Raw genomic sequence first — 13,235 nt, forward strand, 5'->3', positions numbered from 1 at the left:
CCGGCCACCGGGCGGCTCAGACCGCGACGGCCTGCGGCAGGTGCCGCTGCTCCGGGCCGTCGTAGGCCGAGAGCGGGCGGATCAGCGCGTTCGCCGCCGCCTGCTCCATGATGTGGGCGGTCCAGCCCATCACCCGGCTGGCGACGAACAGCGGCGTGAACGTCGGGGTGTCGAAGCCGAGCAGGTGGTAGGCCGGCCCGCTCGGGTAGTCGAGGTTCGGCAGGATGCCCTTGCGCTCGGCCATGGCGTCGCCCAGCGTGTCGTAGAGCGCGAGCATGTCGTCGCGTCCGCGCTCGGCGATGAGTCGGTCGAGCGCAGCCTTCATGGTCGGAACGCGCGAGTCGCCGTTCTTGTAGACGCGGTGCCCGAAGCCCATGATCTTGCGCTTGCTCGCGAGGGCGTCCTCGAGCCAGGCCACGGCCGCCGAGGCGTCGCCGATCTCGTCGAACATGTGCATGACCGCCTCGTTCGCGCCGCCGTGCAGCGGGCCCTTGAGCGCGCCGACGGCAGCGACGACCGCCGAGTGCAGGTCGCTCATGGTCGAGGTGACCACGCGCGCCGTGAACGTCGAGGCGTTGAACGAGTGCTCGGCGTAGAGCACCATCGACACCCGGAAGACGTCGACCTCGGCCTCGGTGAGCTCGGTGCCGAAGGTCATCCAGAGCAGGTTCGCCGAGTAGTCGAGGTCGTCGCGCGGAGCGATCTCCTCGAGGCCGTGGCGGCGGCGCTGGTCGAGGGCGACCATGGCGGGCACCGCCGCGAACAGGCGCTTGGCCTTGCGCAGGTCGGCCTCCGGTGAGGCATCCGCCGTGTCGGGGTCGATCTCGCCGTGCACGCTGATCGCGGTGCGCAGCACGTCCATCGGGTGCGCCGTGACGGGGGCGCGGGTGATCGCGTCGCGCACCTGGGGTGCGAGGGCACGCCCGGCGCGCTCCTCGGCCTCGAACGCGGCGAGCTCCTCGGGAGCCGGCAGCTCGCCGTTCCAGAGCAGCAGCGCGACCTCCTCGACCGAGCAGTGCTCGGCGAGCTCCTGCACCGGGTACCCCCGGTACAGCAGCGAGTTGGTGGCGGGGTTCACCTTCGAGATCGCCGTCGTGTCGACGACGACCCCGGCGAGTCCCTTCCGGATCTCGGGTGCGGTGTCGGTCATGCGTGCTCCTTTCGTCGGGGCTCCGCGTCCTCGCGGGGCGCCAGGTCGTCTGCCGCGCCCGGCACGTCGAAGGCGAAGACCTCCTCGTCGAACCGGGCGTAGTCGGCGTACTCGTTGAGTTCGTACAGGCGTGCGCGGGTCTGCATGCGCGGCACCGCGTTCGTGAGGCTCCCCTCGGCGGCCAGCTGGCGCAGGCTCCGCTCCGCCTCGCCCATCGCGAGGCGCAGCAGCGAGACGGGGTGGATCACGAGGTCGACGCCCACGGCCTCGAGCTGGGCGGCGGTGAACAGCGGGCTCTTGCCGAACTCGGTCATGTTGGCGAGGATCGGCACGTCGACCGCGGCGCGCATGGCCGCGAACTCGTCGAGGTCGGCCATCGCCTCGGGGAAGATCGCGTCGGCGCCCGCGTCGACGAGCGCCTTGGCGCGCTCGGTCGCGGCACCCAGGCCCGCGACGCCGCGCACGTCGGTGCGCGCCATGATCACGAGGTCGGGGTCGCGACGGGCGTCGACGGCGGCACGGATGCGCCGGAGCGCCGTCGCGTCGTCGACGACGTCCTTGCCGTCGAGGTGCCCGCACCGCTTGGGGTTCACCTGGTCCTCGATGTGCAGGGCCGAGATGCCGGCGTCCTCGATCATCTGCACCGTGCGCGCGACGTTCATCGGCTCGCCGAATCCGGTGTCGGCGTCGATGAGCGTGGGCAGGTCGGTGACGCGGGCGATCTGCGCGCCGCGACCGGCGACCTCGGTCAGCGTCGTCAGCCCGATGTCGGGCAGGCCCAGGTCGGCGCTGAGGACGGCCCCGGAGATGTAGACGCCCTCGAAGCCGACGTCCTCGATGAGCCGCGCGGAGAGCGGATTGAACGCCCCGGGCATCCGCACGATCCTCGGGCCCGCGAGGGCCTCGCGGAACCGTCGCCGCTTCTCGGTGGGCGTGACCTTCGAGTGGAGCACCATCAGAACAGTCCCTTCGGGGCCTCGGGGAGGCCGTCGGCGATCGGATTCAGCTCGCCCAGTTCGCCCGGGGTGAGCTCGGGCAGGCGCACCGCGAGGTCGAGGAAGCGCTCGACCTCGGAGTCGGCGAGCACGCCGTCGGCGAGCGTGCGGAACTTCTGCACGTACTGCTCGCGACCGAACGGGCGGGCGCCGAGCGGGTGCGCGTCGGCGACCGCGATCTCCTCGACGATGCGGCCACCGTCGGCGAGGGTGATCTCGACGCGACCCCCGAACGCCTTCTCGGCGATGTCGAGCGAGTGGTAGCGGCGGGTCCACTCGGGGTCCTCGACCGTGGTGACCTTGCGCCAGAGCTCGACGGTGTCGGGGCGCTGCGCGCGCTCGGGCGCGTACGAGTCGACGTGGTGCCAGCTGCCGTCCTGCAGCGCGACCGTGAAGATGTACGGGATCGAGTGGTCGAGCGTCTCGCGCGACGCGGTCGGGTCGTACTTCTGCGGGTCGTTCGCGCCCGAGCCGATCACGTAGTGCGTGTGGTGGCTGGTCGCGATGAGGATCGACTCGACCGCGGCCGCCTCGCGCAGCTCGGGGTGCTCGGTGCCGATGCGGCGGCCGAGGTCGATGAGCGCCTGCGCCTGGTACTCGGCCGAGTGCTCCTTGGTGTACGAGTCGAGGATCGCGCGCTTCGACTCGCCCGGGCCGGGCAGCGGCACCGTGTAGCGGCCCTCTGGGCCGTCGAGCAGCCACGCGATCACGCCGTCCTCGCCCTCCCAGATGGGGGAGGGGCTGGACTGGCCGCGGATCGCGCGGTCGACCGCCTCGACGGCCATCTTCCCGGCGAACGCGGGCGCCGACGCCTTCCAGGTCGAGATCTCGCCCTTGCGCGACTGGCGGGTGGCGGTGGTCGTGTGCAGCGCCTGGCCGATCGCCTGGAAGATCACGGCCGGGTCGAGCCCGAGCAGGGTGCCGATGCCGGCCGCGGCCGACGGGCCGAGGTGGGCGACGTGGTCGATCTTGTGCTTGTGCAGGGAGATCGCCTTCACGAGGTCGACCTGGATCTCGTAGCCGGTGGCGATGCCGCGCACGAGCGCCGCGCCGTCGCGGCCCGCGTGCTGGGCGACCGCGAGGATGGGCGGGATGTTGTCGCCGGGGTGCGAGTACTCGGCGGCGAGGAACGTGTCGTGGTAGTCGAGCTCGCGCACCGCGACGCCGTTCGCGTACGCCGCCCACTCGGGGCTGTAGCGACCCGCGACACCGAAGACGGTCGAGCCGGGGGAGTAGGGGTGCACCTGCGCCTGACCGCGGGCCGCGACGACCGGCGCACGGCCGAGCGAGGCGACCGCGACCGAGGCGTTGTCGATGACGCGGTTGATGATCATCTCGGTGACGTCGTCGTCCACCGCGACGGGGTCCGCGGCGATCTGGGCGATGCGCCACGCGAGCTGGTCCTCGCGCGGCAGCAGCTCGTCGCTGCGGTAGGTGCGGACCTCGAGGTCGATCATGCGATGTGCTCCGTTCGTTGCGGGTGGGGGTCCGTGTCGGCGGCGTCGCCGGCGAGGTGGTCGAGGATGCCCTGGAGGGCGTGGTGCAGGTGCAGGTGGGTCGCGTGCGCGGCGAGCTCCGATTCGCCGTCGGCGATCGCGAGCGCGATGGCCTGGTGCTCGCGCGCCGCCTCGAGGAGGCGCTCCGCGTCGAAGCGCGCCATGCGCCGCACGCGGGCGAGGTGCGTGCGCACCGGGCGGAGCGCCGCGGCGAGGTAGCCGTTGCCCATCGCCGCGTCGAGTGCGGCGTCGAACCGGCCGACCAGGTCGAAGTAGCGATGGCGCAGCGGGTCGTCGTGCTCGAGCAGTTCGCCGACCGCGGCGAACTCCGCGGCGAGGGCGCGGAACGGCTCGGGGGCGGCGCGGCGCGCGGCGAGGCGGGCCGCCTGCTCCTCGAGCGCCCGGCGCACCTCGAACAGCTCGCGTACGTCTTCGGCCGAGAGGTCGGTCACGACCACGCCGCGCCCGGCGTGCGGGGCGACGAGCCCGTCGGCCGCGAGGCGGGAGAGCGCTTCGCGGAGAGGCGTGCGCGAGACACCGAGGCGGGCCGCCTGTTCCACCTCGCCGAGCACGCTCCCCGGCGGGAGCTCCCACGCGACGATCTCGTCGCGGAGCGCGTCGTACGCCCGGTCGCTGGCGCGTCCTGTCGTGGTCATCGTCGGCCTCCCTGTGTATACAGAACGTAGCACCCGGCGCACGATTCCGCGACCATAGTGAAACTGAAGTGGATTTCTGTATACATTCAGGGGTCGGATCCGGCCGCCCGGGGGCATCCGCCCGCCGCCCCTAGACTGTTCGGGTGCCCGTACGCCTGACGAACTACTTCCTCCGCACGCTCCGCGAAGACCCCGCCGACGCCGAGGTCGCGAGCCACAAGCTGCTCGTGCGCGCCGGCTACATCCGCCGCCAGGCGCCGGGGGTGTTCGCGTGGCTCCCGCTCGGCCTGCGGGTCAAGGAGAAGCTGGAGCGCGTCATCCGCGAGGAGATGGCCGCTGCCGGTGCCCACGAGGTGCACTTCCCGGCGCTGCTGCCGAAGGAACCGTACGAGGCGACCGGGCGCTGGGACGAGTACGGCGACGGCATCTTCCGCCTCCAGGACCGCAAGGGCGCCGACTACCTGCTCGCGCCCACGCACGAGGAGGTCTTCACGCTCACGGTGAAGGACCTCTACTCGTCGTACAAGGACCTGCCGCTGACGATCTTCCAGATCCAGGACAAGTACCGCGACGAGGCGCGTCCGCGCGCGGGCCTCCTGCGCGGCCGCGAGTTCACCATGAAGGACGCGTACTCCTTCGACCACACGGATGCCGGGCTCGACGCGTCGTACCAGGCGCAGCGCGACGCGTACGAGCGCATTTTCGCCCGCCTCGGCCTCGAGTACGTGATCGTGCAGGCGGATGCCGGTGCCATGGGCGGCTCCCGCAGCGAGGAGTTCCTGCACCCCACGCCCGTCGGCGAGGACACCTTCGTGCGCTCCGACGGCGGCTACGCGGCCAATGTCGAGGCGTTCACGACGGTCGTGCCCGAGGCGATGCCGATCGAGGGTCTCCCCGACGCGGTCGTGCTCGACTCGCCGAACACGCCGACCATCGCGACGCTCGTCGACCTCGCGAACGCCGAGTACCCGAGGCCCGACGGCCGCGCCTGGACCGCCGCGGACACGCTGAAGAACGTCGTGCTCGCCCTCGTCCAGCCCGACGGCACGCGCGAACTGGTCATCATCGGCCTGCCCGGCGACCGCGACGTCGACGACAAGCGCGTCGAGGTGGCGTTCTCCCCGGCCGAGGTCGAGGCGGCCACTGAGGCGGACTTCGCCGCGCACCCCGGGCTCGTGAAGGGCTACATCGGTCCCTGGTCGCCGGACGGCGCCGTGCTCGGCGAGGAGTCGACCACGGGCATCCGCTACCTCGTCGACCCGCGCGTGGTCGACGGCACCGAGTGGATCACCGGCGCGAACCTCGACGAGCAGCACGTGTTCGGCCTCGTCGCCGGACGCGACTTCACCGCCGACGGCACGATCGAGGCCGCCACCGTGCGCGAGGGCGACCCCGCGCCCGACGGCTCCGGCGCGGTGCACCTCGCGCGCGGCATGGAGATCGGCCACGTCTTCCAGCTCGGCCGCAAGTACGCCGACGCGCTCGGCCTCAAGGTGCTCGACGAGAACGGCAAGCTCGTGACCGTCACGATGGGCTCCTACGGCATCGGCGTGACCCGCATCCTGGCGATCATCGCCGAGGAGCACAACGACGAGAAGGGCCTCGTGTGGCCCGCGTCGATCGCGCCGTTCGACGTGCACGTGGTCGCCACCGGCAAGGACCCGGCCGTGTTCGAGGCCGCCGAGCGGGTCGTCGCAGACCTCGAGGCGAGCGGATGCGACGTGCTGTTCGACGACCGCCCGAAGCTGTCGCCCGGGGTCAAGTTCGCCGACGCCGAGCTCATCGGCGTGCCGAGGGTCGTGATCGTCGGCCGCGGCGTCGCCGACGGCGTGGTCGAGGTGTGGGACCGCGCCTCGGGGGAGCGCACGACCGTGCCGCTCGCCGACGCGGTCGCCGCCGTGCGCGGCTGACCGGCGCGTCCCCGGCGGCCGGCCGGCTCAGAGCCGGGCGTACTTCGCGCGCGCGACCGAGTACGCGCCGTAGGCGATGAGGCCGAGGCCGATCGCCCAGAGCAGCACGACGCCGAACGGGAGCCCGAGCAGGCTCTTCAGCGCCGCGTCGAGGCCGCCGGCCTGCTCGGGGTCGAGGGTGAACGCGGCGATCACGAAGAGCACGCCCACGATGCCGACGCCGATGCCCTTCGCGACGTAGCCGGCGACGCCGAGGGCGACCAGCGCCGAGCCGACGGGGCCGGACGGCACGTCGATGCTCTCGGTGAAGTCGAGTCGCACGCCGCGCCAGACGAACGCGCCGCCGATGCCGAGCACGACGAGCCCGATGAGGCCGAGCACGAACACCCCGCCCGGCGCCTGGATCAGCATCGCGGCGACACCCTGGCTCGACTGGTCGGAGTCACTGCTGCCGCCCATGGCGAACACCAGGGCGGTCCACCCGATGGCGACGTAGGTGACGGCCTTGCCGCCCTCCTTGAGCCGCTCGCCCCACTTCTCCTTCGCGTCCGAGCCCCGCGCGAGCAGCGCCTCGGCGACCGACCAGATCGCCAGCGCGAACAGGCCGATCGCGATCGCCCAGAGCAGCACGCCGCCGAAGGGCGTCTTCGCGATCTGCTGCATCGCCCCGGACTGGTCCGCCTCGCCGCCGCCGCCGCCCGAGGCCACCGAGATGGCGATCGCGCCGATGATGGCGTGGATCACGCCGAGCACGACGTAGCCCGAGCGTGCGAACACCTGGAAGGTCCGCGAGCGTTCCGCAGTGCGTGCGGCGTCCTTGGGGGAGTCGATGTCCATTCCGTCACCCTAGTCACGACACGTGTCGCGAACCGGGGCTTGACGCGGCGGCGCCGACGTGCGAGCGCGCCGTCGCCGATCCGCGGGCGCGGATGTCGCGCCGATATCGGCGCGCGCGAGGCTCGGACCATCCAGATATCCGGGAGACGGAGGCACCGATGTCCACCACAGCCACGAACCCCGCGCCTACGCGGTCCAGGTCGAGATGCGGCCCGGCCCGCACCCGCCCCCCATGGTCGGCATCATGGTCCTCCAGCGCTGATCCGTGGGCGTCCGGGCGCCGCAGGGCCCCGGACGCCCACGTCGGTCAGTCCTCCTGGTGGTGCAGGTGGTCGCGATGCTTGGCGGCCTCGTGCTCCTTGGTCTCGATGTCGATCGGGCCGGTGACCGAGAGCTCGTCCTCCCAGCACTCGATGCCGTCGAGGTCGGGCACGAGCGCCCGCGTGAAGACCGGGTTGCGTCCCTCGCGTCGCTGCCGGGTGTAGTCGCGCAGCAGCCGGAACGCGACGCCCGACAGCAGGCCGATGGCGATCAGGTTGACCAGCGCCATGAGCCCCATGACCGAGTCCGCGGTGTTCCAGACCACGTCGGCCGATGCCACGGAGCCGACGAAGATCGCGAGCACGACGACGACCCGGAAGCCGGTCAGCACGCCGCGGTGGGTCGTGATGAAGTCGATGTTCGCCTCGCCGTAGTAGTAGTTGCCGAGGATCGAGCTGAACGCGAGCAGGAAGATCACGATGCTGAGCAGCACGCCCGCCCAGGTGCCGAGGTTCCCGGTGACGGCGCCCTGGGTCAGCCCGATGCCGCGCTCGGCGTTGGCGAGGTCGGGGCTCGAGACGAGGATGATGAACGCCGTGATCGAGCAGATCAGGAACGTGTCGAAGTAGACGCCGAGCGTCTGCACCAGGCCCTGCTTGACCGGGTGGGTGACGGCGGCGCTCGCGCCCGCGTTCGGCGCCGACCCGAGGCCCGCCTCGTTCGAGAACATGCCGCGACGCACGCCGTTCAAGATGATCGTGCCGAACGCCGCGCCCACGACCTCGTTGAACCCGAACGCCTCGGTGAAGATCGACGCGAACACCGACGGCAGTTCGGAGATGTTCATGGCCACGATCACCAGGCCGACCAGCAGGTAGAGCAGTGCCATGAGGGGCACCACCGCCTGCGTGACGTGTGCGATGCGACGGATGCCGCCGAAGACCACCAGGGCCGTCAGCAGCGCCAGCACGATCCCGACCACCCAGGCGATCCACGCGGGTGCGCCGTCGCCGGCGACGGTCGTCGAGACGGTGGCGCTGATGGTGTTGGCCTGCAGGGCGGAGAACACGAACGGGAAGCAGATGATGAGGGTGATCGCGAAGACGACGCCCATCCACCGTGCCTTCAGGCCCTTCTCCATGTAGTACGCCGGGCCGCCGCGGAACCCGTCCGCGTCGCGCACCTTGTAGAGCTGGCCGAGGGTCGACTCGACGAACGCGCTCGCGCCGCCGACGAAGGCCATCAGCCACATCCAGAACACCGCCCCCGGGCCGCCGATCGCGATGGCGGTGCCGACGCCGGCGATGTTGCCGACGCCGACGCGCGACGCCGCCGACACGGTGAACGCCTGGAAGGCCGAGACCGACTGCGGCTTCCCGTCGGTCGTGCGCGGTGTCTTGTCGGTCAGCGTGCGGAACATCTCGGGTATGAGCCGGAACTGCACCACCCCGCTCCGCACCGTGAAGTAGAGGCCGAGCAGCACCACCAGCGGCAGCACGAGCCAGGTCCAGAGCAGGTCCCCCGAGAAGAGGACGAATTCGTTGACAGCGTCCATCGCCACAGTATGGCCGCGCATCGAGTGCCGCCGCCAGAGGCCGCGCGGGTTCGTCACGTGCCGGTGACATCCGCGTCACGTTCGCGTTGGCCCCGGCATCCGGTACCGTTGTCTCCTGGCCCGTCGAGTGGTGGGGCGACGGCGAGAGTTGAATAGAGGAGGCCGGCTGTGGACATCGACCTCAGCGTCCTGAGAATGATGGAGCGCGAGAAGGAGATCCCCTTCGACGAGCTCGTCCGGATCATCGAGCAGGCGATCCTCATGGCGTACCTGAAGCACACCAACCCCGGCCAGCACGGGCACGCCAACCCGCTCGGCGCACGCGTCGAGCTCGACCGCAAGACCGGGCACGTCACCGTCTACGTGCCCGAGCACGACGAGGACGGCAACGTCATCGGGGAGGTCGTCGACAGCCCGAGCGACTTCGGGCGCATCGCCGCGTTCGCCGCGAAGCAGACCATCAACCAGCGCCTGCGCGACATCGCCGACGACGCGGTGCTCGGCGAGTTCCGCGGCCGCGAGGGCGACATCGTCGCCGGCATCATCCAGCAGGGGCCGAACCCGCGCATGGTGCACATCGACCTGGGCACGGTCGAGGCGATCCTCCCGCCCGAGGAGCAGGTGCCCGGCGAGGAGTACCGTCACGGCGCGCGCATCCGCGTCTACGTGACGAGCGTCACGAAGGGGCTGAAGGGCCCGTCGATCACCGTCTCGCGCACGCATCCGGCACTCGTGCGCAAGCTGTTCGCGCTCGAGGTGCCCGAGATCGCGTCGGGCGTCGTCGAGATCGTCTCGCTGGCCCGCGAGGCCGGTCACCGCACCAAGATCGCCGTTCGCGCGACCCAGCCCGGCGTGAACGCCAAGGGCGCGTGCATCGGCGAGCTCGGCCAGCGCGTGCGCTCGGTGACGGCGGAACTGAACAACGAGAAGATCGACATCGTCGACTACTCCGACGACCTCGCGTCGTTCGTCGCGAGCGCGTTGTCGCCCGCGAAGGTGTCCAAGACCGTCGTCGTCGACCCGGAGCTGCGGGCGGTCCGCGCGTTGGTGCCGGATTACCAGCTGTCGCTCGCGATCGGCAAGGAGGGGCAGAACGCCCGCCTGGCTGCGAAGCTCACCGGGGCCAAGATCGACATCCAGCCCGACTCCCGTGCGGAGACCGGCGCGTGAGTCGGGGTCCGCTCGTCGAGGTGTAGGATGGATCCGGTCAGAACGTGCATCGGATGCCGTTCGCGCACCGAACGTTCCTCGCTTCTGAGGGTCGTCGCCCGAGAATCCCGAGTCGTGGTGGATACCGCCGCGTGCTTGCCCGGGCGTGGCGCGTGGCTGCATCCGGACCGTGAGTGCCTCCGGCTCGCACTGCGCCGCCGCGCCTTCGGGCGGGCGTTGCGCGTGACCGGCGAACTGGACACGAACGACTTAGAGAACAGGCTGAACGGCTGATGGACAACCGATGAACGGCTCGAAATGAGACCCGTCCGCTAGGTATGGTCTGCCCCTGTCCGGGCGCAGACCCGGAACAGGAGAGATGTGGCTGCCAAGCCCCGTGTACATGAGATCGCGAGCGAGCTCGGCGTCGACAGCAAGGTCGCGCTCGAGAAGCTCAAGGAGATGGGCGAGTACGTCAAGGGACCCTCGTCCAGCGTCGAGCCCCCCGTCGCGCGCCGCCTGAAGGCCGCGCTGGCCGGCGCCGCGGGAGGCGCCGGCAACGGCGCTCCCGCGAAGCCCGGTGCCGCCCCGAAGCCCGGTGCGGCCAAGCCCGGCGCTGCCCGGCCGGGTGCCGCCAAGCCCGCGGCCGCGAAGCCCGCTGCCAAGCCCGCCGCGGCCGAGCCCGCTGCGTCGTCGCCGGCACCTTCGGCCGACCAGCCGATGAGCGTGGCCGAGCGCCAGGCCCGTGCCGAGGCCGCGAAGCCGGCCGAGGCCCCGAAGCCCGAGACCGCCGCGCCCGCCGCGGACGCGGCCAAGCCCGGTGGCGCGCCGAAGCCCGGCAACGCGCCGAAGCCCGGTGGAGCAAAGCCCGGCGCGCCCAAGCCCGGCGGTTCCGCACCGCGCCCGGGCGGTGCCCCGCGCCCCGGCAACAACCCGTTCGCCTCGTCGCAGGGCATGGGCAAGCGCCCGGCGCAGCCCCGCCCCGGCAACAACCCGTACTCGAGCTCGCAGGGCATGGGCCAGCGCCCGACCCCGGGCAACATCCCCCGGCCGTCGATCCCGCGTCCCGGCGCGCCCCGTCCCGCGGGCGCCGGTCGTCCCGGCGGTGGCGGTCGTCCCGGCGGCGGCGGTCGTCCCGGCGGCGCCGGTGGCGGTCAGCGCCCCGGCGGCGGTGGCGGCTTCACCGGAGCTCCGGGGCGTCCCGGCGGCTTCGGCCCGCGTCCGGGTGGTGGCGGCGGCCGTGGCCGCGGTCCCGGCGGCGGCACCGCGGGTGCCTTCGGCCGCGGCGGCGGCAAGAGCCGCTCGCGCAAGTCGAAGCGGACGAAGCGGCAGGAATTCGAGATGCGGGAGGCGCCGTCGATCGGCGGCGTGCAGGTCCCGCGCGGCGACGGCAACACCGTCGTCCGCCTGCGTCGCGGCGCGTCGATCTCCGACTTCGCCGACAAGATCGACGCGAGCCCCGGCAACCTGGTCACCGTGCTGTTCCACCTCGGTGAGATGGCGACGGCGACCGAGTCGCTCGACGAGGCCACCTTCGAGGTGCTCGGCGAGGAGCTCGGCTACAAGATCCAGATCGTCTCGCCCGAGGACGAGGACAAGGAGCTCCTCGAGGGCTTCGACATCGACCTCGAGCAGGAGCTCGAGGACGAGTCCGACGAGGACCTCGAGTGGCGTCCGCCGGTCGTGACCGTGATGGGCCACGTCGACCACGGTAAGACGCGACTGCTCGACGCGATCCGCAACGCGAACGTCGTCGCGGGCGAGGCCGGCGGCATCACGCAGCACATCGGTGCGTACCAGGTGCACACCGAGCACGAGGGCCGCGACCGCGCGATCACCTTCATCGACACCCCGGGTCACGAGGCGTTCACCGCCATGCGTGCCCGCGGTGCGCAGGTGACCGACATCGCGATCCTCGTGGTCGCCGCCGACGACGGCATCATGCCGCAGACGGTGGAGGCGCTGAACCACGCCCAGGCGGCCGACGTGCCGATCGTGGTCGCGGTGAACAAGATCGACAAGCCCGACGCGAACCCGCAGAAGGTGCGCCAGCAGCTGACCGAGTTCGGCCTCGTGGCCGAGGAGTACGGCGGCGACGTCATGTTCGTCGACGTGTCGGCCCGCGAGGACATCGGCATCAACGACCTGCTCGACGCGGTGCTGCTCACCGCCGACGCCGGTCTCGACCTGCGCGCGAACCCCGACAAGGACGCGCGCGGCGTCGCGATCGAGGCCAAGCTCGACAAGGGCCGCGGCGCGGTGGCGACCGTGCTCATCCAGTCGGGCACGCTGCGCGTCGGCGACGCGATCGTCGCGGGCACGGCCTACGGCCGCGTGCGCGCCATGGTCGACGAGAACGGCGATGCGGTCGACGAGGCCACGCCGTCGCGTCCCGTGCAGGTGCAGGGCCTGTCGACCGTGCCCCGCGCGGGCGACACGTTCCTCGTGACCGGCGACGACCGCACCGCGCGCCAGATCGCCGAGAAGCGCGAGGCCGCCGAGCGCAACGCGCAGCTGGCGAAGGCACGCAAGCGCATCTCGCTCGAAGACTTCACGCGTGCGCTCGAGGAGGGCAAGGTCGAGGCGCTCAACCTCATCATCAAGGGCGACGTCTCGGGTGCCGTGGAGGCGCTCGAGGAGTCCCTGATGAAGATCGAGGTCGACGACTCGGTGCAGCTGCGCATCCTGCACCGCGGTGTGGGCGCCGTCACCGAGTCGGACATCGACCTGGCCACGATCGACAACGCGATCGTGATCGGGTTCAACGTCCGGCCCGACGTGAAGGCGCGCGAGCGTGCCGCCCGCGAGGGCGTCGACGTGCGCTTCTACAACGTCATCTACAACGCGATCGACGACATCGAGAACTCGCTCAAGGGCATGCTGAAGCCTGAGTTCGAGGAGGTCCAGTCGGGCGTCGCGGAGATCCGGGAGGTGTTCCGCTCCTCGAAGTTCGGCAACATCGCCGGTTCGATCGTGCGCTCGGGCACCATCACGCGCAACGCCAAGGCGCGGGTCATCCGCGACGGCGTGGTCGTCGCGGACGGGCTCGCGATCGAGTCGCTGCGTCGGTTCAAGGACGACGTCACCGAGGTCCGCACGGACTTCGAGTGCGGTATCGGCCTCGGCAAGTTCAACGACATCCAGGTCGGCGACGAGATCGAGACGACCGAGCTGCGCGAGAAGCCGCGGGTCTAGTTTCCGGTCCGGGGCGGCGCGAGCCGCCCCG

10 protein-coding genes are annotated in these 13,235 nt (G+C 71.5%); 4 read left to right on the top strand and 6 right to left on the bottom strand.

The genetic code is table 11. The features are described 5' to 3' along the window. Positions 1-16: 16 nt before the first annotated feature. The 4 genes from ABZK10_RS11975 to ABZK10_RS11990 are packed head-to-tail and all read right to left on the bottom strand — an operon-like array spanning position 17 to position 4,297. Positions 17-1,150 (bottom strand): bifunctional 2-methylcitrate synthase/citrate synthase, encoded by a 1,134-nt coding sequence (locus ABZK10_RS11975; RefSeq protein WP_353809425.1) that lies wholly within the window; start codon positions 1,148-1,150, stop codon positions 17-19. Next, entirely contained in the window at positions 1,147-2,103 is a 957-nt protein-coding gene (gene prpB / locus ABZK10_RS11980; RefSeq protein ID WP_353809666.1) for a methylisocitrate lyase, read from the bottom strand. Before prpB ends, ABZK10_RS11975 begins: the two co-directional genes overlap by 4 nt. A gap of 2 nt (positions 2,104-2,105) precedes the next feature. Further along, on the bottom strand, positions 2,106-3,602 hold the full coding sequence (locus tag ABZK10_RS11985) for an MmgE/PrpD family protein (RefSeq protein ID WP_353809426.1): 1,497 nt from the start codon (positions 3,600-3,602) through the stop codon (positions 2,106-2,108). Next, positions 3,599-4,297 carry a GntR family transcriptional regulator gene (locus ABZK10_RS11990; RefSeq protein WP_353809427.1) on the bottom strand — a complete coding sequence of 233 codons (699 nt, stop codon included), beginning with the start codon at positions 4,295-4,297 and terminating at the stop codon, positions 3,599-3,601. Before ABZK10_RS11990 ends, ABZK10_RS11985 begins: the two co-directional genes overlap by 4 nt. A 143-nt stretch (positions 4,298-4,440) precedes the next feature. Between ABZK10_RS11990 and ABZK10_RS11995 the strand changes: the two genes are divergently transcribed. Then, entirely contained in the window at positions 4,441-6,207 is a 1,767-nt protein-coding gene (locus ABZK10_RS11995) for a proline--tRNA ligase (RefSeq protein ID WP_353809428.1), read from the top strand. Between the two features lie 27 nt (positions 6,208-6,234). On the opposite strand, the gene ABZK10_RS12000 is transcribed toward ABZK10_RS11995, so the two are convergent. After that, on the bottom strand, positions 6,235-7,044 hold the full coding sequence (locus ABZK10_RS12000; RefSeq protein ID WP_353809429.1) for a DUF1206 domain-containing protein: 810 nt from the start codon (positions 7,042-7,044) through the stop codon (positions 6,235-6,237). A gap of 307 nt (positions 7,045-7,351) precedes the next feature. Next, positions 7,352-8,860 carry an alanine/glycine:cation symporter family protein gene (locus ABZK10_RS12005; RefSeq protein ID WP_353809430.1) on the bottom strand — a complete coding sequence of 503 codons (1,509 nt, stop codon included), beginning with the start codon at positions 8,858-8,860 and terminating at the stop codon, positions 7,352-7,354. A 168-nt stretch (positions 8,861-9,028) separates the two neighbouring features. On the opposite strand from ABZK10_RS12005, the gene nusA reads away from it, so the two are divergent. From nusA to infB, 3 genes are all read left to right on the top strand, one after another. After that, positions 9,029-10,030, top strand: coding sequence for a transcription termination factor NusA (gene nusA / locus ABZK10_RS12010; protein ID WP_353809431.1), 1,002 nt, complete (start codon positions 9,029-9,031; stop codon positions 10,028-10,030). Positions 10,031-10,057: 27 nt separating this feature from the next. After that, a complete protein-coding gene (locus tag ABZK10_RS12015) occupies positions 10,058-10,303 on the top strand; it encodes a YlxR family protein (protein ID WP_353809432.1) in 246 nt (81 codons plus the stop codon). An 87-nt stretch (positions 10,304-10,390) separates the two neighbouring features. Further along, positions 10,391-13,204 (top strand): translation initiation factor IF-2, encoded by a 2,814-nt coding sequence (gene infB, locus ABZK10_RS12020; protein ID WP_353809433.1) that lies wholly within the window; start codon positions 10,391-10,393, stop codon positions 13,202-13,204. Positions 13,205-13,235: the final 31 nt, after the last annotated feature.

Origin of the sequence: Agromyces sp. SYSU T00194, from assembly GCF_040496035.1 — a bacterium.
Classification (GTDB): Bacteria; Actinomycetota; Actinomycetes; order Actinomycetales; family Microbacteriaceae; genus Agromyces; species Agromyces chitinivorans.